Origin of the sequence: Labrys sedimenti (genome assembly GCF_034424805.1) — a bacterium.
GTDB classification, from domain to species: Bacteria; Pseudomonadota; Alphaproteobacteria; order Rhizobiales; family Labraceae; genus Labrys; species Labrys sedimenti.
The window spans coordinates 23123-46263 of the sequence record NZ_JAXOUF010000001.1 but is presented as its reverse complement, the minus strand read 5'-3'; the positions used below and the strand labels follow the sequence as shown (position 1 = coordinate 46263).

16 protein-coding genes are annotated in these 23141 nt (G+C 60.9%); 3 read left to right on the top strand and 13 right to left on the bottom strand.

Features of this window, described 5'->3' with window-relative positions:
• Window positions 1-163: 163 nt before the first annotated feature.
• Entirely contained in the window at window positions 164-2242 is a 2079-nt protein-coding gene (locus tag U1R88_RS00160) for a lytic transglycosylase domain-containing protein (protein ID WP_322429497.1), read from the top strand.
• 29 nt (window positions 2243-2271) lie between these two features.
• Here U1R88_RS00160 and U1R88_RS00155 read toward each other — a convergent pair whose 3' ends face one another.
• Window positions 2272-3465, bottom strand: a complete 1194-nt coding sequence (locus U1R88_RS00155; RefSeq protein WP_322429496.1) for a porin — start codon at window positions 3463-3465, stop codon at window positions 2272-2274.
• Window positions 3466-3763: 298 nt separating this feature from the next.
• Here U1R88_RS00155 and U1R88_RS00150 point away from each other — a divergent pair, with 298 nt between their 5' ends.
• Window positions 3764-5443 carry an ATP-grasp domain-containing protein gene (locus U1R88_RS00150; RefSeq protein WP_322429495.1) on the top strand — a complete coding sequence of 560 codons (1680 nt, stop codon included), beginning with the start codon at window positions 3764-3766 and terminating at the stop codon, window positions 5441-5443.
• 134 nt (window positions 5444-5577) lie between these two features.
• On the opposite strand, the gene U1R88_RS00145 is transcribed toward U1R88_RS00150, so the two are convergent.
• The 9 genes from U1R88_RS00145 to U1R88_RS00105 form a co-directional block, all read right to left on the bottom strand.
• Window positions 5578-6930 (bottom strand): porin, encoded by a 1353-nt coding sequence (locus U1R88_RS00145; protein ID WP_322429494.1) that lies wholly within the window; start codon window positions 6928-6930, stop codon window positions 5578-5580.
• Between the two features lie 986 nt (window positions 6931-7916).
• Window positions 7917-9200 carry a porin gene (locus U1R88_RS00140; protein ID WP_322429493.1) on the bottom strand — a complete coding sequence of 428 codons (1284 nt, stop codon included), beginning with the start codon at window positions 9198-9200 and terminating at the stop codon, window positions 7917-7919.
• 724 nt (window positions 9201-9924) lie between these two features.
• Complete coding sequence (locus U1R88_RS00135) at window positions 9925-10632, bottom strand: hypothetical protein (RefSeq protein WP_322429492.1); 708 nt, start codon at window positions 10630-10632, stop codon at window positions 9925-9927.
• A 388-nt stretch (window positions 10633-11020) separates the two neighbouring features.
• Complete coding sequence (locus tag U1R88_RS00130; RefSeq protein WP_322429491.1) at window positions 11021-11914, bottom strand: phosphotransferase; 894 nt, start codon at window positions 11912-11914, stop codon at window positions 11021-11023.
• Between the two features lie 136 nt (window positions 11915-12050).
• Window positions 12051-13217, bottom strand: coding sequence for an iron-containing alcohol dehydrogenase (locus tag U1R88_RS00125; RefSeq protein ID WP_068287596.1), 1167 nt, complete (start codon window positions 13215-13217; stop codon window positions 12051-12053).
• A 95-nt stretch (window positions 13218-13312) separates the two neighbouring features.
• Window positions 13313-14698, bottom strand: a complete 1386-nt coding sequence (locus tag U1R88_RS00120) for an aldehyde dehydrogenase family protein (RefSeq protein WP_322429490.1) — start codon at window positions 14696-14698, stop codon at window positions 13313-13315.
• Window positions 14699-14869: 171 nt separating this feature from the next.
• Window positions 14870-16243 carry a glutamine synthetase family protein gene (locus U1R88_RS00115; RefSeq protein WP_322429489.1) on the bottom strand — a complete coding sequence of 458 codons (1374 nt, stop codon included), beginning with the start codon at window positions 16241-16243 and terminating at the stop codon, window positions 14870-14872.
• Between the two features lie 99 nt (window positions 16244-16342).
• A complete protein-coding gene (locus tag U1R88_RS00110; protein ID WP_322429488.1) occupies window positions 16343-17935 on the bottom strand; it encodes an amino acid permease in 1593 nt (530 codons plus the stop codon).
• A gap of 113 nt (window positions 17936-18048) precedes the next feature.
• Entirely contained in the window at window positions 18049-18852 is an 804-nt protein-coding gene (locus U1R88_RS00105; RefSeq protein WP_322429487.1) for an N-formylglutamate amidohydrolase, read from the bottom strand.
• 119 nt (window positions 18853-18971) lie between these two features.
• Between U1R88_RS00105 and U1R88_RS00100 the strand changes: the two genes are divergently transcribed.
• Window positions 18972-19850, top strand: coding sequence for a MurR/RpiR family transcriptional regulator (locus tag U1R88_RS00100; protein ID WP_068287580.1), 879 nt, complete (start codon window positions 18972-18974; stop codon window positions 19848-19850).
• 97 nt (window positions 19851-19947) lie between these two features.
• Here U1R88_RS00100 and U1R88_RS00095 read toward each other — a convergent pair whose 3' ends face one another.
• The 3 genes from U1R88_RS00095 to U1R88_RS00085 all read right to left on the bottom strand — a co-directional run bounded on the left by U1R88_RS00095 (window position 19948) and on the right by U1R88_RS00085 (window position 23137).
• Window positions 19948-20778: a carbohydrate ABC transporter permease gene (locus U1R88_RS00095; protein ID WP_322429486.1), complete on the bottom strand. Its 831-nt coding sequence runs from the start codon at window positions 20776-20778 to the stop codon at window positions 19948-19950.
• Window positions 20775-21638, bottom strand: coding sequence for a carbohydrate ABC transporter permease (locus U1R88_RS00090; RefSeq protein ID WP_322429485.1), 864 nt, complete (start codon window positions 21636-21638; stop codon window positions 20775-20777). The genes U1R88_RS00095 and U1R88_RS00090 overlap by 4 nt, the downstream gene beginning before the upstream one ends.
• Window positions 21639-21793: 155 nt before the next feature.
• A complete protein-coding gene (locus U1R88_RS00085; protein ID WP_425545368.1) occupies window positions 21794-23137 on the bottom strand; it encodes an extracellular solute-binding protein in 1344 nt (447 codons plus the stop codon).
• Between the last annotated feature and the right edge of the window lie 4 nt (window positions 23138-23141).

Below are 23141 nucleotides of genomic sequence, written 5' to 3'. Positions count from 1 at the left end.
AATCCGCCGCCTTCGGGCCTTGAAAATCACCTTTTCCTCGTGCCTCACTGATGGCGAGAATGCGGCATTCCGACGTCGTCATTCACGGTTCGTCAATCAGAGGACGCGACAATCGCCAAACTGGGTCACCTGGATTGGCGTGGCGGCAATGCTCTTGCGGTTCATGACGGGTACATCCCTCTTCGTCGCGGTGCTGACCGGCGCACTTGCCGCCCCGGTCACGCGGCCTGGCGATGCCACCCTGAAGCACTCGTCTCGTACGGTCGCGCTGCGCACGGACGCCGTCCCCCCGGCGGTCTCGGCCCGCCCCGACACCGAAATCACCGGTTCGATCATCGTTCCCCCGCCGCTGGTAAACCAGCTCGACGTCCTGCGCCAAGTGATTGCCGCCTACGAGGGTAGCGACCGCTCCGGCGGCGACACCCTCGCCCGGTCGCTTACCGATCCGGCCAGCCAGGCCGCCGCAGAATGGATCGCCATCCGCAGCGCCGCCCGCCATATTGGCCTCACCCGAATCAAGGCGTTCCTTGCCGCCTATCCGAGCTGGCCCGGCAATGGCTTGATCCGGCGGCGCGGCGAGGAGGCTCTCTACAATGAGGGAGCCGATGCTGACGCGGTGCGTGCCTTCTTCGCCTCGTCCCAGCCCGAGACCGACGAGGGCAAGGTCGCCCTCGCCGCCGTGCTGCAACGCGACGGTGACCAGACGGGTGCAACCGCCCTCATTCGCGACGCCTATCGCAACGACAGCCTGTCCGGCCAGCTCGAGGGCGATATCCTGCGCGACTACGGCGCCCTGCTGTCATCCGCCGACCATAAATATCGCGCCGACCGCCTGATCTATGATGGCAGTTATGATGATGGCCTGCTCGTTGCGGCCCGCGCAGGCCCGGATGTGGTGACGCTCGCCAAGCAGCGCATTGCGGTGGCCAGGCAGGCCAGGAATGCCGGCGCCCTGCTGGCCGCCAATGTTTCCACCGACCCGGCCTATGTCTTTGCGCGCGTTGCCTATCTCAGGCGCCAGAAGAAGCCGCGTGATGCCGCCGCCCTGTTGCTGAAGGCCCCTCGCGACGCCGCCGCACTGGTGCGCCCCGACCAGTGGTGGACGGAGCGGCGCCTCGTGGCCCGCGCCTTGCTCGATCAAGGCGATGCCCGTACCGCCTATGCGGTGGTTGCCGGTTTTACCGCCGAAAGCGATACGACCCGTATGGAGGCCGAGTTCCATTGCGGCTGGATCGCCCTGCGCTTCCTGAACGATCCTCGCAGTGCCGCCCGGCATTTTGCCAATCTGAGCGCCGATTCCCAGCGGCCGATTTCGGTTGCGCGCGGCGCGTACTGGCAGGGCCGTGCTGCCGAAGCAGCCGGCGACAAGTCCGGGGCGACCGGATTCTACCAGGCAGCCGCGCGCTACCCCATCACCTATTACGGCCAGATCGCCCGGGCTCGCCTGGGGCTGCGCACGCTCGACCTGAATGCCCTCCCCGAGGCCACGCCCGCCAGCCGCGCGGCTTTCGAAGACCTCCTGGCGGTACGTGCCATCAACCAGCTCTACACGCTCGGCAAGCGCGACTATGCCCGTATTCTCGTGGCTGACATGGGTCGACAACTCCAGGACAGCCAGCAACTGGCCCTGCTCGGCCAGATTGCTCTCGACAATCTGGACACCAAGACGGCCCTCACGGTCGGCAAGTCGGCCACCCAGCGCGGCCTGCCGCTCGATGCGATCGCCTTTCCGATCGGCGCCATTCCCGGCTTCGAGAGTTCAGGCAATGTCGAACGCGCCGTCGTCTACGGCATAGCCCGGCAGGAGAGCGAGTTCGGGCACGAGGTCGTCAGCAGCGCCGGCGCTCGCGGCCTGATGCAGGTGATGCCCTCGACCGCCAAGGCGACTGCGCGCCTCGCCGGTATCGCCTTCGATGCCAAGAAGCTGACCAGCGATCCGGTCTACAATGCGCGCCTGGGCGAGGCTCATCTGGGCGATCTGATCGGCCGCTTCCGCGGCTCCTACATCATGACCTTCGCTGCCTACAATGCCGGCCCCGGCAAAGTTGCCGAATGGGTGAAGGCCTATGGCGACCCGCGCGATCCAAAGGTCGACCCGATCGACTGGGTCGAGCGTATTCCGTACACGGAGACGCGCAATTACGTGCAGCGCGTGCTGGAGAACGTGCAGGTCTACCGCTCGCGCCTCGATACCAAGAGCACTTTGCTGATCGAGGACGATCTTCGCGGCAAGAGCCGGTGATACCGAGAGGCTTTGAATAGATTTCCGGCTCAGAATGTCCGGCGAACGCGCAGCACGCCGGTCCAGCCCCGGATGTCCTCTTCATAGGGAAAGAAGTCCCGCCCGCCCTTGGCCCGATAGGATGAATAGAAGCCCTCGATGCCGAAGGAGAGACCACGGGTTACGGTATAGACAGCGTTGCCGCCCGCCACCCATCCCCGCACATCCGGCGCCGCCGGATTGGCATAGTCCCGCGTGGTCGCCGCGCTGTAGTCGAGGTAGGAACCGAGCAGGTTCAGGGTCAGCGCCGGTGTGATATTGATGCCTGCCTCGCCGGTAATGGTCCAGCCGCGGCCAATATCCTTGCGCCCACTGAAATTCTCGTAGGCGGCATCGATCTGCTGCCAACCGAGATAGGCAGAGGCCCCGCTGGCGTAGGTCCCCTCCACGACGATATGGGCTCCGGAACGTATCGGCAGGTTAAGACCGAAGGCTCCGCCGACGGCATAGCCATAGTCGGAACCGCCGATCTGCGGCGGCCCGGGATAGCGGATCTGGTGGCCGGCGCCGAATACGGCCAGCGTGCCCCAATCGCGATCGAGGCGGATATTGCCAACGATGTCGGGCATCGCGGTTCCGCCGGCAGGGCGTCGCGGTTCGGGAAAACCGAAGAAATTCAGCACATCGCTGCGCGTACCGCGCGCATCCTCGAGCGACAATGTCGCCGAAAGGCCGCCGCCGAATTCCTGCGTATAGGCGATGAGGTTGGTGGTGGCGGCATAGCCGAAATAGGGCTGCAGGAGATCATTTCCATAGTCGAGGTCGTAGATGCCGAAGAAACTATGGGCATAGCCGGCCGTCAGCCCGCCAAATTGGAGGAAGGCCTTGTCGATCACGAATTCGGTGGTCGTCCTCGGGCCGACATAGGCATCGATCAGGAAGAAGGAACGAAGCAGGCCGTAGTCGGTATCGGTGTGGGCGTCGAAACCGATCTGGCCGCGCGTGAAAAACCCGCTGAAGTCATCCTCGCGCGTTCGCTGGCGGCTCACGACATAGTCGGCCCGCACTTCGCCGCTGATCTTCACGCAGGTATCGCTGCCCGGCAGCCGCCAGAACCCCACCCCCATGTCGACGCAGGCCTGAAGATAGCTGTCCGGCGCCCCCTTGCCGACCGGCAAATCCTGCGCATGGGCAGCACCAGCCCCCAAGATTGCACCGGCAAGGCTGATCGCCACTGCCTTCATCGCTCTCCCCCGAAGGTGACGACTCCCAGCTCCAGCCGCACAACCTTTGGCTGCAGAGTGCGGCAAAAGCCAAGGCAACTCAATGAAATGCAGCAGACCGAACCTCCGCAAACCGACTATTGACACGACGCGTTGCAAAAAGAGCACGCCGCAACGTCAAGGCGATTCTGCCTGAAGTCGCGTTAGAGGGTCGTGACGCAGTATGATCAATTCTTCGCCCTGCAGGCGGAAGTAGTTCCGTTTGGCTGGAACCCTCGCTACGCTAGGAGAGAAGTACTGCCCCGCTAGAGGTCCCCGAATGTCGACGCCTTTTCAAGTCAGCCGTGACCATGCCGTCGCGCTGCATCGCAGTGGGCATATCGACCAGGCGATTTCGGCCTATCTGGAACTTCTGAAGCAGCAGCCCGACAGCGTCGATCTTCTCGGCCTTCTCGGCGTCGCCAGGGAACAGGGCGGAGCCCCCGAAGAAGCCGAACGCCTGCTGCGCTTGAGTCTGCAGGATCGCACAACGGTTCCTCTCGCCTATCGAAATCTCAACAATCTGCTTGGTCTCCTGATTGAATCTGGCCGACAGGAAGAAGCAAAGGCAGCCGCCGCGACCTATTTGCCAGGTGCCTGGCCCTCGGGGCGCGTCCCGGACGCCGTCGAGCAGGGTACCATCGCCAGTCTTGTCAGCGCCCTCAAAGACATCGGCCTTGCCGACCGGGCGCTCGCGACCGGTTTCCCCCACCTGTCCACGATGGGAGAGGACGTCGAATTTGCACTGCTGATCGCCGAAATGCTGCACGATGCCGGCCGGAATGACGAAGCCTTCGTCGCGCTGGACCGGAATTTCGGTCCGGGAGAGGCGTTACCCAACCTGCATGCGGTTCGCGCTGCACTTGCGTATGAGCGTAATGATCGTGCCGCCTGCGGCCAAAGCAGTCAGCGCTTCGTTGCCAGCATGCCCGTCCTGCTCGCCGAAGCCTCCCCCTCCCAGCAATTCGTGCTTGCCGTATTCAACCGCTCGCCTGGCCTCATCACCGACTTCCGGCAGCCTCATGACCACCATTACAGCAGCAACTTCCCCTCGCAATTGGCACGGGCTTTTGCCGAACGTTTTCGCTTCATGTCAATTCTGGTGGATTCTCCCACGGCTGGAGAGGCGTTGCGCGGCATGCCACGTCCGGCTCTGGCCCTGAACAATGTCGTCAATGCCGAACAATTGATGGTTGAGGACACGCTGCGGCGTGTCAGCGCACTGGAGGATAGCCTCGATATCAAGGTAATCAATCACCCCAGACTTGCCGTGCAAGCCACGCGCCAGAAGAATTCCGAGCGCTTCGCCAATATCCCCGGGATCATCTTTCCGAAAGTCCATCGCTATCAAAGCGACAAGGAGCAGAGGCCCGCTCTGATCGAGGATATCGAGAACCGCTGCGGTTATCCGGTCATCATTCGCACGGTCTTCCAGCAGATGGGCGCGGGGACGTGGCGCATCGATGATCGACAGGCCCTTCGTGAAACCTTGGACAAGCTTGACGGCCTGCAATTTTACGCAATCACCTATATTCAGACTGGCCATACTGACGGCGGTTTCCGCTCATTGCGCGCGGCTTTCGTCAACAAGCGCCCCATCATCGTCCGCGCCGATTACAGCAGCCATTGGAACGTGCGGGCCCGTCGCGCACCCGATCGGCAGGCTTTCTATCGTGAAAACCCGCATCTCCTGGATGTTGCCAATCGTATCGTCCTCGATCCGGAGCGAGAACTGGGCGAGAGTATCCATAGCAAGCTTCAAACAATCGCGGAAATAATGCCGCTCGAGATTTTCGGCATGGATTTCGATCTCGCAGAAGACGGCAGTCTGCTGATCTTCGAGATCAACGCGACGATGAATCTGCTTTCGACTTCACCTGCCGGACTTGAATACCCGAGAGAGAGTGAGAAAAAACTCTTGCATTATATTGAGGATTTCTTCGTGCAGAAAACAAAATGAAATAACCGATCCTTGGCAAGAGCAATATTGGCGCCAATCCGTGATCCCAGTCAAACTGCTGAGCTAGGTACTCGCCAACAAAAAACCCAGCTGCTTGCGCAGCTGGGTCTCTTTTGTGAATGATCGAAGAACGATCAGAACACGCGCTTCAGGCGGATACCAGCCTGCCAGACATTGGCCTTGTCGTCGCGGAAGCCGGTGACAGTTTCACCGTCAGTGATCGCAATACCATTGTCCTGCTGAACGCGAGTGTAGGAAACTTCGCCAGCGATCGTCAGCCCCTTCACGATCGTGTAGGTCAGATTACCAGCGATCGTGAATTCCTTGATGCCATAGTCAGCACTGGCGCCAGCGCTGGTTACAAAGAACCGATCATACTTGGTGTCGATGTAGCTGCCGACGAGGTTAGCATTCAGGACAGGGGTAATGTTGCCACCGAGTTCGGCAACGATCGACCAACCCTTACCGGCGTCCGAACGAAGGGCATTATTGATGAAGTAATCGCCCGAACCCAGTACGCTGTTGCCTGCACCGAGATAGTCGGTAGCCCCATCAGCATACTGACCTTCAACAATGAAATGACCACCGTCGATGAAGGGAAGCTTGATCAAGCCAGTAGCACCGACTGCATAACCAAACTTGCTCTTGTGCGGGACAATCACGGTTTCGTCCACAACACCGTCGCCGTTGTTGTCGACCCCGTAATTTTCACCAGAGCGAGACTGATGAGCAGCAGCCTGCACTGCGATCGAGCCCCAAGACTGATCCCAACGCAGCTGACCAACGATGTCCGGATACTGCTGACCACCCTGGCGGAAACCGATCAGGTCACCAGCCGCATTGCGGAACGGAGGCAGCGTGCCGGCACGATGATCGCGACCGTCCTCGATCGACAGCGTAGCGCTGAAGCCACCGCCAAACTGGGCGGTATAGGCGAGCAGGTTGACGGTGTTGCTCTCGGCGTAATACGGCGCCCAGATGGTGTCACCGTAGTCATTGTCGTAGAAACCGAAGAACGAGTGGGCATAACCAGCGGTCAGGCCACCAAACTGGATGAAAGCTTTGTCGATCGAGAAGGTGTTGCCGTTATAGGCGCTGTTGCGACCGCCGGAGCTGATCGGATGCGAATCGGCATTGATCTGGAAGTAAGAACGCAGCAGACCCCATTCGGTCTCCGTGCGGGCATCAAACCAGATACGAGCCTGGGTGTTGAAAGCCGTGCGATTGTCATCGCGGCTAAACTTGCGAGCAGCAGCGAACTCCGAAGGACGCTTGCCGCCGAAGGCGCGGTAGTCGGCGCGGATTTCGCCGCCGATCTTGAGGCAGGTGTCGCTGCCGGGAATGTAGAAGAAGCCGGGACCGAAAGCCGAGCAGACCTTCACATATTCAACAGCTTCGCCCTTGGTCATGGGCAGATCGGCAGCCTGGGCAGTGCCGATGGCGGCAATACCAGCAGCGGCGCCGAGGAGAAGGGACTTCATCGTCATTAGATGACCTCCAAGACAGTTATTATTTGATCGAAAGCGCCGCTTGGTGCTCCGATCGACTCGCGAGACCCCGATCACACGTTAAACTTGCAATCTGGACACGACCCATCGAGTGAATCGTTGTCATGACATTGCTTCACTGCCTCTGGTTGTACAATAGCGATTACACCCAGCAACCTGGGGTCGTAACATTTTGGCGAAGCTGTGTAGCAAAAAGGACACACGCAGCATTTTCGCCACAATTAGGCTCGGTTTCAGCGAAAATCTGGACTTTTCAGACCCTCCTCGCGCTCGAATGACATAATTTCGCTGCATAAAGTTAGGGTCCGGCATCCAGTTGTACGGCGGCGGGGTTTCCGGAAGTTCGAGGGGGACATGATCGCTTTGCGCCTCTTCTGATCAGTCATCCAGATCGATTCCCCTTTTCCGAGACATCGATCTGGAATCAAGGCGGTCGAATTATCGAGCTTCGCGCCGTCGCGCTTGAGGCGTGATTCAAGCGAACCTCATCCGGCGGAGGAATCGGCCACATGGAACGCGCATTCGTTGGACGCTGGGGTTTGGGATCGCCTATGCCGCTCAGGTATACGTATACGTCCGCTATGGCCTGCCTCTTGGCCGTAGCGTCGTTTCGGTGGTGAGGATTAAATTGGAACGGGCACATGGCACATGGCACATGCCCCCAGGCGATCGCAAAGTGGCGTTCAGCTCACATCGGAAAACAGGCAACGGGACCACGACACCATCGTCCCGAATAGAATATACAATAGGCGATATTTCCCGGTGCTCTCGACGATCACCTGTATCGGTGCCTGAGGCGTCCGCAACGGGCTCATGCCTTTGACAAGAGGGCGACTAACATATGTCGATCATCGTAAGATGAGATCGATCGATGCCACAAACCCGCAAGGCAATCTAAATGTCTCGCTCAAAAAAGAAAAGCCCGGCTTTCGCCGGGCCTTTCCTCGAATATTCCAGTTGAATGATCAGAACTGGCGCGTGATGCGCATGCCGGCCAGCCAGTTGTTGTAGCTGTCATGACCCGGCAGAGGATCAATACCGTGGTCTACCTTGCCATGGGTGTAGCCAACTTCACCGGCGACCTTCAGGCCCTTGACAACCGTGTAGGTCAGGTTGCCGCTGACGGTGAATTCCTTGATGCCGTAGTCACCCAGAGACGAGAGCCTGTCGAACGAAGTATCGATATAGCTGCCGACCAGAACGGCCTGCAACTGCGGCGTGATGCGTCCGCCCAATTCACCGGTGATCGACCAACCCTTACCGGCATCGACCCGACCCGCAGCGTTCACGAAGCGGTCGGATTGAGCCACGAAGGTGTTGTTCGCGCCCAGGTAGTCCAGAGCACCGTCAGCATACTGACCTTCCACGACGAACCAGCCATCGATCGCGGGGATCTTGATCAAGCCGGTGGCACCGACGGCATAGCCATACTTATTGCTGCGCCGAACGACGACGTCAGTGTCCGCGATACCATCATCATTCGTGTCGATGCTGTAACCGGTTCCCGAACGAGACTGATGACCAGCCGCCTGAACAGCGATGGAGCCCCAGGATTGATCCCAACGCAACTGGGCGACGACATCGGGAACCTGCTGGCCACCTTCACGGTAACCATAGAGCGTCCCGTTGATATCAACCGGCGTGCTCGTTCCAAGAACACGATGGTCACGACCGTCTTCGATCGACAGCGTAGCGCTGAAACCGCCGCCAAACTGGGCGGTGTAGGCGAGCAGGTTAACGGTGTTGACCTGGGCATAGTAATTGCCCTCGAGGGTATCGCCATATTCGTTGTCGTAGAAGCCGAAGAACGAATGGGCGTAACCAGCCGTCAGGCCACCGAACTGGATGAAGGCCTTGTCGATGGTGAAGTCGTTGCGCCGACCGTCACCGCCACCGCGGCCCACGAGCCGGTTAGAGTCAGCGTTGATCTGGAAGTAGGAGCGCAGCAAGCCCCAGTCAGTCTCGGTGCGGGCATCGAACCAGACGCGAGCCTGGGTATCGAAAGCCGAGCGGTTGTCGTTGCGGTTGTAACCGGTGCCGCCGAAAGCATAGTACTTGGCGCGGATTTCACCGCCAATCTTCAGGCAGGTGTCGGTGCCGGGAATGTAGAAAAAGCCTTCACCGAAGGCCGAGCAGACCTTCACATATTCAACGGCTTCGCCCTTGGTCATGGGCAGATCGGCGGCCTGGGCAGCGCCGATGGCGGCGATACCGGCGGCGGCGCCGAGAAGAACTGACTTCATCGTCATGAGATGACCTCCAAGACATTTTTACTCGGTCGGAAACTTGACCTCTCCGACCGGCTCGCGAGACCCCGGCCCCAACCTCTGGCGGCGGCCCGGAGACGACCCATTGCGTGAATCGTTGAAAGTGACAGTGCGACAGTCGCCGTCGATCCACAACGCGAAAACGACCAAATCCAAGGCGCACACACTGTTTTGCCCAATACATGTCACCCAAAAGACACAACTTTTTCTACAAACTAGAGTCATGCCGTCAAAAAATCAATCTTAAGTTGCATTAATGCTACCATATCAACTTTAAGAAGCAGCATAAACTCTCACAAATATGCCGAATTAATGCCAAAATTATTGCACGCATAAGTTTGGTTGCTATAATAAATAGGATACATACTGTAAGTTACATAAATCAAGCGATACAGCTTTAGCGAGTGTACGCTGAAGGGATGGCCAAGCGGACGCATTACGTCGCGATCCCGGCCGATTGCGAACGGCACTGAACGACAGTCACCGCGCTGAAGTTTCGCGCGAGCATTTATCTCGCCACAACGCGCTTCGTGGAGGACAAGGCCCGGGCCCCTTGCCGCCCTGTCCTATAGGCGGAAGAGAAGCTCCAGAAAAAATTCGACGGGCTCTCACCCGATGCTTCGAGAACGAGGCGTTCAAACCAGAACGTCAGAGCGATTGATTGAGAAGGCCGCGTCAGCCTTCGGTCGAACCCCGAGGTGAACAACTAAACCTGAGGCAGAGCACGTCTGCGCAGGTCGAGTGTCTCGGCCAGATTGCCCCGATAGGAATGATGGCCATTGTGCCGGATGGTCGCCGTCGTATCGACCCAAAGCTCGCCGCCGCAAGCGCGCCAACGATCGCAAAAGGCATAGTCCTCGCCGACCGCCTCGCCGTTCACCACCGGGATATTGAACAGCGGAAACAAGCGGAACGGCACATTGTGATAGGAATAGCCCTGGTCGCGACAATGGGCGACCATTGTCTCCAACATGTCGCGACGGCACAACATGGCGCCGGCCCCGACGCGTATGGCACGCGCGAAGCCGTTGCGCACCTCCAGCCGCCCCTGCCCCGTCAGCGCCTTGGGATCCTCGAACATGACGTTCCAGCGTGACGCGGCGGCGTGAAAATCGTCGAGATCACGGGCGAAAACCCTGCTGGTCTTCTCATTGTCGTAGCCCTTCGACACATAGGGCGCGGCCGTGAACGGCTTGTCGTGAAGCTGGCTGAACTGGAGCAATCGTCCGATCGTCTTGGGCAATATCTCCATGTCCGAATCCAGGCAAAGGAGATAGTCGCTGCGACCTTCGAGAAAATAGCTGACGACCGCGTTCCGCGCATGCTCCAGATGCGGGATGCCAGACTGCCCGAGGAAGTCGACCTCGACCTTCCGCTCCTTCAGGTCCAGGGCAATACTGAGAAAAGAGCGCACGGCATCGATATCGACAAAACGATTTCCACAGACACAAGCGATAAGAATACTGGTCCTTTTCATCGCGACACAACCCACAATATAAGCCTAGAATAACTTCACAATTTTTTACAATTCGACAACTCAACCAAAAGTTGAATTTACAAATTTTCTTATTTACAATAATTGCACACATAGAATCAAATATATTTATTTGACAGATAACGAAAACAACCTCGCCAGACAACATTAAATCATCGAACTCACGCGGACATCACTTAATAGTGAAGCGGTAAATAGGCACCGTCTTCGCGGCCTTCTTACAAATGAAACAAATGGCAAAAACAGAACTATCGGCTTGCATGTAAGACGCCGAGCGCCATCTCGCCTGGGGCAGAAGGTCGGATGATCAAAGGCCCGCGGCAGCGGCGCGCACCCGGTTTTCGTTGATGGCGATATAGCGGTCGAGTTTGCCCGGCTGACTTGCCACCAGGCCGTCCTGGGCATAGCCCCAGAACAGATCGCGCATAGCGGCAGCCAGACGCATGGCCATGAAACCTTGTGTCTCTTCGCCCGTCGGCGGACGCCCCAGCCAATCGGCAAGGCAGTCATGGGGCATCCCGCCGTCCAGGCCGGCATTGTTGAAGAGGCTGGCGAGATCGACCAGGGGCTGGCCACGTCCGGCATATTCCCAATCGACCAGCCAAAGGCGTTGGCCATCGTCGATGATGTTATCGCCATGGACATCGTTATGGGCAAAGCCGGCAGGCACGTCGGCAAGTCGTGCGGCTAGACTGTCGAGCAACGGACGGTAGCGACCGGCGGCTTGCTGCCAACGATTGGGTTCCGCAGACAGCCTCTGGAGGTAGCCCTCGAGGATGGCGAGCGGGCTTCTGTCGCGCGTGGGTCCCCGATAATGTTCCGGCAAGGTTCGCCGGATCCTGTCCAGCAACGCCAGCACTTGTCGAAGTCGGGTCCGATCGCGCAAATCGGCTCCGCCGAGGGTGCGCCCCTCGATATGACGCAGGATCATCAATCCGGGCTCGGCCCAGACCACATCGGGCCCGAGCCCGCTTGCAGCCGCGGCACGCGTGGCGGCCTGCTCGGCCGCTCGGTCGATGTCGTGCGCCGCATTGTCGCCGGCAATACGAGCCACGAAGCGACCGTGCCGCGCAGTAACCAAAAGATTTCGATTGGTCAGCCCGCCCGCAATCGGCTCGACGGCGATGGCACCTTCCCACAAGGGCAAGGCTGCGAGGCGTTCGTGGTGATCGAGCTTGCTCGGCATGACAGTTTCAGACATAGCGCCTCGGGATCGACCATCCCTTCACGCCGAAGGCAAAGCGCATGCGAGTGACGCGCCTTGCTGTACCATTTGTCAGCGCCCCGTTGCGGGAGGCGGAAGTCACCGCCACCCCGCCGAGCACCGCCAGATCAGGCTAGATAGCCCCTTCCAGCGTCTTGCGATAGAGCTTGAGGGCGCCAGCCTTGGTGAGCGTGACGGGATTGCCGCCAGCGGTCGGATCCTTCGGCGCCATCTTGGACATCAGGTCGAACTTCTGGTCGTCGACCTTGAGGCCCGCCAGCGTGTGCGGCACGCCGAGTTCCTCGCGCAGCGCCAGCGTCCAGTCGAGGAAGGCCGAATAGCGCGGCTTCAGCCCGATATAGGCGGCCAGACGCTCGATCTTCTCCTTCACTGCCTTTTTGTTGAAGGCGATGACATAGGGCATGAACACTGCATTGGTCAGGCCGTGATGGGTGTCGTAGAGCGCGCCGACCGGATGGGAGAGCGCATGGATGGCGCCCAGTCCCTTCTGGAAGGCGGTGGCGCCGATCGCCGCGGCTGACATCATATGGGCGCGGGCTTCCAGATCCGTGCCGTCCTTATAGGCGCGCGGCAGGAATTCCTTGACCAGGCGCACGCCCTCCACCGCCATGCCCTCGGCCATGGGATGGTAGAAGGGTGAGCAATAGGCTTCCAGGCAATGGGCCAGCGCATCGAGCCCGGTGCCGGCGGTGATATGCTTGGGCATGCCGACGGTCAGCTCGGGATCGCAGATCACCACCTTGGGCATCATCAGGGGATGGAAGATCACCTTCTTGGTGTGGGTCTTCTCCTGCGTGATCACCCCTGCCCGGCCGACTTCAGAACCGGTGCCCGCCGTGGTCGGCACCGCCACGATCGGCACGATGCCATTGGGATCGGCCCGGGTCCACCAATCGCCGATGTCCTCAAAGTCCCACATCGGCCGCTTCTGGCCGGCCATGAAGGCAATGACCTTGCCGGCATCGAGGCCGGAGCCGCCACCGAAGGCGACGACGCCGTCATGCCCGCCCTTGCGCAGCACTTCCAGGCCGGCATAGACGTTCGATTCGATCGGGTTCGGCTTCACGTCCGAAAAGATGGCAGCATGCAGGCCGGCCGCCCTGAGGCTCTCCAGCGCGTCCTTGGTCATCTTCTGGGTCGCGAGGAACGGGTCGGTCACCAGCAGCGGCGCGGTGATACCGGCGCTCTTGCAGGCTTCCGCCAGCTCGGAGATGCGGCCGGCGCCGAAGCGGATGGCGGTGGGGTAGCTCCAATTGGCGCGGGGGGACGTCGTGGTCATGGGCGGGGTCCGGGAAGTGGGGCGGGATTCGGTGTGCCGGTCTTCAGACCGGCACGGGTCGAGAACAATGCCGGTCTGAAGACCGGCACACCAGGTCAGATCGTCCTGAGGTGATAGCTCTTGGGCTGGGTCAGCGAGTCGTAGCCCAGCCGCGAAAGGCCGGTGCCGCGGCCGGTATCCTTCACGCCGGTCCAGGTCAGGCCGGGATCGAGGTAGTCGCAGCGATTCATGAAGATGGTGCCCGTCTCGATCTCGCCACCGATACGCTCGGCCGCGTCGAGGTCCTGGGTCCAGATCGCCGCCGTGAGGCCGTAGGGCGAGTCGTTCATCAGGGCGACGGCCTCTTCGTCGGACTTCACCTTCATGATGCCGACGATGGGACCGAAGCTCTCTTCCATCATCACCGACATGGAGTGATCGACATTGGTGAGAACCTGCGGGGCGAGATAGGCCGTGCCGGCAGCGTTGGCCGCAAACTTCGACGTATCGATATGGGCCTTGGCGCCCTTGGCCAGGGCCTCGGCCGTCTGCTTGCGCACCCAGTCTGCGAAACGGACATTCGCCATCGGGCCGAGCGTCGTTGCTTCCTCGAGCGGGTTGCCGAGCACATATTGGCTGGTGAGATTGGTAAAGCCGTCGACGAAGCGGTCGTAATGGCTCTCATGCACATAGATGCGCTCGATGCCGCAGCAGCACTGGCCCGAATTGAAGAAGGCGCCGTCCACCAGGTTTTCGATCGCGTGCTCGACATTGGCGTCGGCCCGCACATAGGCCGGGTCCTTGCCGCCGAGTTCGAGTGCCAGGGTCATGAAAGTGCCGGCAGCCGCCTTCTCGATGGCACGGCCGCCCGCGACGGAACCGGTGAAATTGGTGTGGTCGACCAGCCCCTTGGCTAGGATGTCGCTGGTCTGCTCATGGGTCAGCACCAGGTTCTGGAACACGCCCTTGGGCAGGCCGGCCGCATCCATCGCCTTCTGGAAACGTTCGCCGACCAGGATAGTCTGCGCCGCATGCTTGAGGATCACGGCATTGCCGGCGATCAGGGCCGGGGCGACCGTATTGACGGCGGTCATGAACGGATAGTTCCAGGGCGCCACCACGAAGACCAGGCCGAGCGGCTCGCGCTTGATCATGCGCTTGAAACCGGGGCGGTCGTCATCGGGAATGGTCGGCGCCAGACTGTCCTTGGCAATGCGCACCATATAGCGCACACGCTCCTCGAAACCGCGGAATTCGCCGCCATAGCGCACCGGCCTACCCATCTGCTGGGCGAGCTCGGGCACGACTTCCTGGTTCATCGCCAGCATGGCGTCGAGGAATTTCAGGACATAGGCGCTGCGCTCCTCGATGGAGAGCCGGCGCCACTCCTTCTGGGCCTTGCGGGCCGCGGCCAGCGCCGCGTCGATCTCGGCGGCACTGGCCGCCGGGCGACGCACCAGCTCCTTGCCATCGATGGGAGAGATACAGACAATATCGGACATGATTGAGAACCTCTAAACGTCAGGTCATCCCGGACGCGATGCGGCGCGAAGTGCCGCTTCACAGATCCGGGACCGTCAAACAAACGCGTGCTGGCGAGCGATCCCGGATCTGCATCGCATCATTTCATGCTGCAATGCGGCCGGGATGACATGCCCACTTTGTGATCACATCTAGATGATTTCGAAGTAGCGTTCCAGCTGCCAATCCGAAATCGTCCGGCGGAATTCACGCTCCTCCCATTCGCGGGTAGCGGCATAATGCTCGACGAAGGCATCGCCGAACAGCGAACGGGCCGCCTTGGAGGCCTTGAGACGCTGGGCCGCGTCCCAAAGCGAACGCGGCAACTGGCGTGCCTTGGGAAATTTCTTGTCATAGGCCGAGCCCTGCACCGGCGCGTCGGGCTCGATACGGTTCTCGATACCCCACAAGCCCGAGCCGATCGCCGCCGCGAGCGCGATATAGGGATTGATGTCGGCGGCCGCGACTCGATACTCGACGCGCTGGGATTTCTCGGAACCGGGAATGACGCGCAGGGCGCAGGTGCGGTTCTCCACCCCCCAGCTCGCATCGGTCGGAGCCCAGAAGCCCGGGATGAGGCGGGTATAGGAATTCACCGTGCAGGCGATCATCGCCAGCAATTCGGGCATCAGCGCCTGCTGGCCACCGACGAACCAGCGCATCTCGTCCGACATCGCATGCGGCTTGGAGGGATCGTAGAATGCCCCCTTGCCCGTCTTCAGATGCGAGAGCGAGGCATGCAGATGGCCCGACTGCCCCGGCCAGTCATGCGACCACTTGGCCATGAAGGTGGCCATCCAGCCGCGCTTCTGCGCCAGGATCTTGGTGTAGGTCTTGAACAAAGCGGCCTTGTCGGCCATGGCCAGGGCCTCGTCGACCTTGAGCGCAGCCTCGAGCACGCCGGGGCCGGTCTCCGTGTGCAGGCCCTCGATTTCCATATCCATCTCCCGGCACATCTGCAGGAGATCCTGGTAGAAATCGGCATGCACGCCGGCGCGCAGCATGGAATAGCCGAAGAAGCCCGGCGTGATGTTGTTCAGATTGCGGAAGCGCTTCTCGCGCACGCTGTGCGGGGTCTCGTCGAAGACAAAGAACTCGAACTCGGCAGCAGCCGAGACCTTGTAGCCCATGTCGGCGGCACGCTTGAGCACCCGGCGCAGCGTGCCGCGCGGGCAATAGGCCTCGGCCTCGCCGGCGAACTCGCCGATGAACAGCGGCATGCCGTCTTCGAGCGGGATGACACGCATGGTCTCGGGCAGGAAACGGGCCTCGGCATCGCGATAGCCATTGTGCCAGCCGGCGAACGAAGTGTTGTCGTAGAGCTGGTCGTTCGAGTCCCAGCCGAGCACCACGTTGCAAAAGCCGAAGCCCTTTTCGAGCGCACTCTCGAACTTCTCGCGAGCCATGTATTTGCCGCGGAAGACGCCGTCTATGTCGAAGACACCGACTTTCACATCCGAAAATCCGTGCTCGCGCACATAGGCGATCGCCTCGGCCGCATTGGTTGGTCTCGCTGGGTTCGCCATGATCCGCTAGTTCCGTCTCTCTAGATTTATTCTTGGTGGATGGTTCAGTGCATTCGATCGACCGGCCCCGGCAGCGACCAGGGCCGGCCGTCGTTGCGATCAGGTGCTCTGGCCGACCGCCTTCTCGGCCTCGGCGATCTCGCTGGCTCGCCTGGCGATGTCGCCGCCGATCGGCGGGCCCTTGAACCGGCGAGCCTCGATGCCAAACCACAACACCAGCAGCAGCACCAGCAGGCCGATGGCGTAGTTGATCAGGATATCGAAGGGCGGCTGGATTCCGGCATACATCAGGACGAGCACGCCGAGCACGGCGATCGCCCCGAGAGGCTTGGACCAGATGCCGAGGCGGAAGGGTCCGAACTCGGTCCAGGTCTTGCCCTCCGCCAGCAGGCCTGCAGCGATCGGCATGGCATAGGAGACATAGAGGAACAGCGCGCAGCCCGCCGCCAGCGCCGCGAAGGCCGGCGAATAGAGCGTCGCGGCGACCGAGAGCACCGCTCCGAGCCAGATCGCTGCCACCGGGGTGCGCCAGGTCGGACTCACCCCCTTCCAGATACCGGAAGCTGGCAGGCCGCCGTCACGGGCAAAGGCATAGATCATGCGCGAGGTCGAAGTCAGGCCAGCCAGGGCGCAGATGAAATTGGCCAGCACGATGCCAATGGCCAGGACATCCTTGAGCAGGCCCGGCGCGGGCAGGTTGTTGAACAGGTTGAACCAGCCGGCGCCACCGTCCTTGGCAGTCTGGGCCAGATCCGGGCTGGCCAGCACAAAGGACACGGCCATCGCAAAGCCGAATACCAGCGACCAGAACACCGAATGGATCATGCCCCTGGGTACGGCTACGCGGGCATTCTGGGTTTCCTCCGAAGTGTGCGCCGAAGCGTCGAACCCGGTGATGGTGTAGAGCGGATAGAGGAGACCGACCAGGAAGGCGATGAAGGCAGGCCGTGCCTCAGGCACGTAATTGCCGCCCGGATCACCCGTGTTGTTCACGAAGGTGGTGAGACGCGAGAAGTCCCAGCCAGCGCCCCAGCCCAGGAATGTCAGGGTCAGCACCACCGCAATCACCAGGATGAGATAGCCCGAGAAATCGGTCAGCAGCGTGGTAAGCTTGATGCCGAAATGGTTGATCAGAGCCTGGACCAGCGTGATCAGGCAAACCGCAACGACCTGCGCGGTATAGGCGGAACTATTGATTGCCGCTGCCTGTTCGGCCGTCATGCCCGATGGCAAGGGATCGGTGGTCACGGAAGTCCATGCCGTCACGTCGACATGGAAGACGCCCGAGAGTACCAGGTCCCTGAACAGCAGCCAGACGCCGACATTGACCGAGGCAACCACGAAGATCAGGCCGAGAAGGTTGATCCAGGCCGTTGCCCAGCCCCAGCCGCGACCGCCGAGAATCGAGGACCAGTGATAGAGGCCACCCGCCGTAGGATAGGCCGAACCGATCTGCCCGAGACAGGCGGCGACCACCAAGGCGAACACGCCGCCAATGACCCAGCCGATCGTCGCCTCGAAGCCGGAGCCGGTGCCCATCGCCAGCGGAAACGAAGTGATGCCGCCCGCCAGGATACAGATGATGGAAAAGGAAATCGCAAAATTCGAAAAGCCGCCCATGCGGCGCGCCAACTCCTGCGCGTACCCCATGGAATGGAGGACTTTGACGTCCTCGTCAGTCGATCCACTCATAGAAAGTCCCCCGACTTATGGTCCAGGATCGGTCGACATTGGACCGATAGACATTGGACCGATGGATATTGCCTTTCACACTGCTGTCGTTTCCGGCCGGCGCCCCGGCTCTCTCATTTTGGCGAATCGCCTCCCTGCAGCCCGATCCGCTTGAGGATGGTAGCAAGTTTCATGCCCCATTCTTCCTGCTGATTCGGCGTTGCCAGAAGATCGTTGCGGATTTCGATCATCACGCTGGGAAGGCCCTGGCTTTGGCCATGGCGATCGAGCGTGTGATAGACCCGGTCCCCCGGGCTGTAGGGCTCGTTGACCCCGACCACCAGGTCTGCGTCCTCGCGCAGAGCTGTAATCATCGGTCCCGACAGACTCTCGTCGCGATCGAAGAGAATACCGACGTGCCAGGGGCGCTGGATGCCGTTGTAGACCGGCGTGAAGCTGTGAATGCCGACGACGGCTGCAGGTCCATCCAGCCGCTTGGCCCCCACCGCGGCGGCAACTCCGGCATGGAAGGGTTCATAGACCTCATGCACCCGCCGCGCGCGCTCGGCCTCGCTGAGATCCACATTGCCGGGAATGACCGTGTCCTCGCTCTTCAGGGCAATGGCATCGAAGACCGAAGGATCACGGTTGCAGTCGATCACGAGGCGACTGACGGCACAAGAGACCAGCGGCGCATCTAGTTCGCGTGCCATCGCACGGGCAACGCCGAGGGCGCCGGGATCCCAGGCGATATGGCGTTGCAGGTCGGCGTCGGACAGGCCGAGCTTGCCATAACGCGCAGGAACGAAGTTGGAGGCGTGCTCGCAGACGAGGACATAGGCTCCCCTACCCCGACCATTGTCCAGGATAGCGGTTTCGGGCTGGGTTTCCCCGTCCGATGTCCCTCCGGCGGCTCTCTCGGCGAGCGATTCTAACATTCATTACGTCCGAGCTTGTTTTTGTATTGAGTGTTATTTTGAGTACAGCCGTAGCCGACTTGTCAATTGTGAAAATTGTGTCCACCTTCCACTCTCGTTTTTCCAGAGGGAGTCGCCTGATGACCAAAAGCCCAGACGCGGCGGCCACGGCAAGCGACGAGACCTTGGCGACGACCATCCGCGGCAAGCTCGGTTCGCTGACCCCCACGGAGCGGCGCGCCGCCCATGTCCTCTTGTCGAACTATCCGTTCGCAGGCCTTGAAACCGTTGCGCAATTTGCCTCGCGCGCCGGCATCTCCGCGCCTTCGATCCTGCGTTTCATCGCCCGGCTCGGCTTCGGCGCCTATGCCGATTTCCAGCGTCATCTCAAGGACGAGCTTGAAGCGCAGTTGCAGTCGCCGCTGATGAAGCAGGCCCCGGAGCAGGCCAATGCATCTCCGCTCTCCGCCTTCGCCGCTGCGGTGGTCGCCAACATCACCCACAGCTTCGAAGCGATGGCGCCAACCGAGTTCGATGCGATTCTCGCGATCATCACCGACACCAAACGCCGGCTGCATGTCGTTGGCGGCCGCCTCACCGAAGCTGTGGCGCTCTATACTGTGCGCCATCTCAGGGTCATCCGCCCCGATGTCACGCTGGTGGAGGGACAGGCGGCAACCTGGCGCGACCAGGTCATCGATTTCGGCAAGCGTGACGTCCTGATCGTCTTCGACATCCGGCGTTACCAGGACGACGTCGTGCTCCTCGCGCAGGAGGCAACCGAGCGCGGCGCAACCATTGTACTGTTCACCGACCAATGGCTGTCGCCGATCGCCCGCTTTGCCCGCCATGTCATTTCGGCGCGCACGGGGGTGCCGTCGAACTGGGATTCCAACGCGGCGATCCTGGCGATCATCGAGGCCTTGATGTCCGCGGCCACCAAGACGCTGTGGGATCTCTCCAAGGCCCGCATGGAAGCCCTGGAGATCCTGCGCAAGAACAGCCAGCGCCCGGGTTAGAGCAAAGTGCGATTTCTCCGAATTGCACTTTGCTCTAACCTTTTGTTTTGACGTGCTTTCTTGATCGAAATGTCTATCAACTTCTCTGGAAAACACTCTAGCCCTTCACGGCACCGGCGGTCAGCGAGCGCCCGATATAGCGATAGGCCAGCAGGCTGAGCAGCAGAGGCGGCAGCACGGAGAGGATCATCACCGCCGCCGCCGTGCCCCATTGCACCCCGCCCCCGCTCGCCGCGAAGAAGAACGAGGCTCCGACGGTGATCGGCACGGCGCTCTGCGTCGTCAGCATCAGGCCGAACAGGAATTCGTTCCAGGCATAGATGAAGGCAAGGATCAGCGAGGAGGCGATGGCCGGCGCGGTCAAGGGGAGCACCACCCGCCACAGCACGTAGAAGGTGCTCGCGCCATCGACCAACGCTGCCTCCTCGATCTCTATCGGCAGGTCCCTGATCGCGTTGGCAATCAGCACCAGCACCAGGGGCAGGTTGACGAGGCACAAGATCAGGGCGAGCCCGAACCGGGTGTCGAGCAGGGCCAGGCGCTGATAGATCAAATAGATCGGAATGGAGAAGATGATCAGCGGGATGGCGCGCAGATTGGTCACGCCGGGCAGCAGCCAGCGCTGGCCGATGCCATGGCGTACGATGGCATAGGCTGCCGGAAAACTGAGCAGGATCGCAAAAAGCGAGCCCAGTGAGGCGGCAATCAGGCTGTTGACGAGATAGTGCGCAATGTCGAAGCGGTCGGAAATTTCCAGCACCTTGGCGAAGTTCTCCAGCGTCGGTGCCTCGATCAGCAGGGAGGGATTCTCGGCGATTTCCGCCTCGCTCTTGAAGGCCGCGATCAGGGTGGCGATCAGCGGAAAATTGAGCGCGAAGGCCGCGAGGACAAAGACGATCCAGCGCAGCGGGGTGAGAAGCCGTGTCATGCTCGACGCTCCGCCAGCTTCAACAATCCCGCCACGACGGCATAGGACAGCACGAGCAGGATGAGGGATGCCGCGACGGCCACCCCGATATTGCTGCCGCGGAAGAAGGCTTCGTAGATGTAGATGCTGATGGTGGTCGTGCTGCCACCGGAACCGCTGCCGGTCAGGACGTAGACATTGTCGAACACCCGAAAGCTGTCGATGAAGCGGAAGAAGAAGGTGATGGCGATGGTCGGCGCCATATAGGGCAGGTCGATCCAGCGCAGCCGACGGAAATAGCCGGCGCCATCGATGGCGGCCGCTTCCCGGATCTCGATGGGGATCGCCTGATAAGCCGAATAGAGGATCAGCAGGGCAAAGGGCGTCCACTGCAACACCTCGATGGTCACCAGCGTGGTGAAGGCGTTGTCCGGACTGAGGAAGGCCGGGCTGTCGCCGGTGAAGAGCAGGAAATAATAGGGAACCACGCCGACGAATTCCTGCAGCACCAGGCGATACATCAGGCCGACCAGGGCCGGGGCCAGCATCATCGGAAGCATCAGGACGGCCATCAGCCAGGAGCGCTTGGCCAATAACGGGCTGAGAAAGATGGCAAGGAACAGGCCGAGCAGGATCTGGGCGATCGAGGCGACGACGGCGAATTTCAGGGAAAAGCCCATGGCCTTCCAGAAGGCGCCATCCTGTAGCACGATGAGGAAATTACCGAAGCCTTGCAGGCTCGGGCTGCGCAGGGTCTCGAAGGTCACGTTCGAGAGCGCATAGACGATGTCGATGCAAAGCGGCAGCGCCACCAGAAAGATCAGGAATCCGGTCATCGGGGCGATGAGCAGATAGGGTGTCTTGCTCTTGGCGAGCGCCATCAGGCTGTCTCCGGACAGAGGCCGCTCGACAGGGCGGCCATAACGGCAGGCAGCATGGAAATGCTGCTCCGCCTATTGCAGCCGCCTTGCTCCACCTGAACGAGTCCCTTATGCGGGGCGATGGTCAGAGCTATCGCCCCGCGCAAGAAGACCGGTTATTTCTTCAACAATTCCTGCATCTTGGCAGCTGTTTCCTTCAGCGCCGCATCAAGATTGGCCTGCCCCGCCCAATAGCCGGTGAAATTCTTGGCCTGGGCCTCATAGACCTGCAGGGCACCGGCCGAGGAGCCGCCCGTCATCACGAAACCGTATTGGCCGGCGAAGTCGCCGATCTTGGCAAGATCGGGCCGTTTCGGCAGGGAGGATGTCAGGCTGGCATCAAGCGCCGGCGAACCGCCCGCCTCGGCATAGATCTTCATCGCCTCCGCCCCCGCGAGCCAGGTCAGGAACTTGACCGCCCCATCCTTGTGGGTCGAGGCCTTGTTGAGGCCGAAGCCGAGCCCGTGGATATGGGTTGTGCGCCCCTCGGGCCCCTTCGGCGGAGCCAGCGCATCGATCTTCCCTGCCACCACGGCGTTCTTGGCTGGATTGTCGAGATCGGCCGCCGCAGCGTTCCATTGCAGCATGGTGGCGACCTGCCCGGCACCGAAGGCGGCATTGGCCTCGGCATATTCGTAGGAGAGCGAATCCTTCGGACTGGCACCGGCATCATAGAGCTTCTTGTAGAGCTCCAGGCTGGTGCGGTAGGCGGGCGAATCCACCGTGATCTTGCCGGTGGCGTCCTGCCAATCGGCGCCATAGGAGCGCGCCATGGTCTGGAACACCATCATGTTGAACAGCAGGTTCTTCATCTGCAGCACGGTGCCGTAGCGCGTCGGGCTGGCGCGATTGATGCTCTTGGTGAAGAACAGGGCCGTCGCTGCATAGTCGTCCCAGGTCCATTCGTCCGGCTTCACCGGCTGCAGCGGCTTGCCGAGATATTTCTGGGCGATCTCGCCATAGGTCTTCTTCCAGCCGTCATCGGCCAGGAGCTTTTCCATCAAGTCCTTGCGCACATACATGAAATGCAAGGACAGGTCCGTCGGCACGCCATATTGCTTGCCGTCGAACTGCATGGTCTTCAGCACCTTCTCGCCGAAGACCTTGGCGCTATCGGCAGGCAGATCCACCGGCTGCATGAAGGGCGCATATTTGCCGAGCGAATAGGTGGCGACCAGGTTGAGATCGAATTCGGTCGAACCCGCCGCGAGATCGGCCTGCAACTTGTCCCAGAAGCCCTCACGGTTGAAGAAGATGAGCTTGACCTTGTCGGCCTCGGCGAGGCCGGAGCGCGCGTTATAGGCCTTGGCGGTTGCACGCAGGGCGGTCTCCTCCGGCCCACCCGGCCAGCCGAGGACCGTGACCTCCGCCAGGGCACTGGTGCTGCCCGCCAGCGCCAGCGCCAGACCGGCCAGCAGCGCTCTGTATCTGTTCCTTCGGCCTCGCTTCATCTCAAACATGATC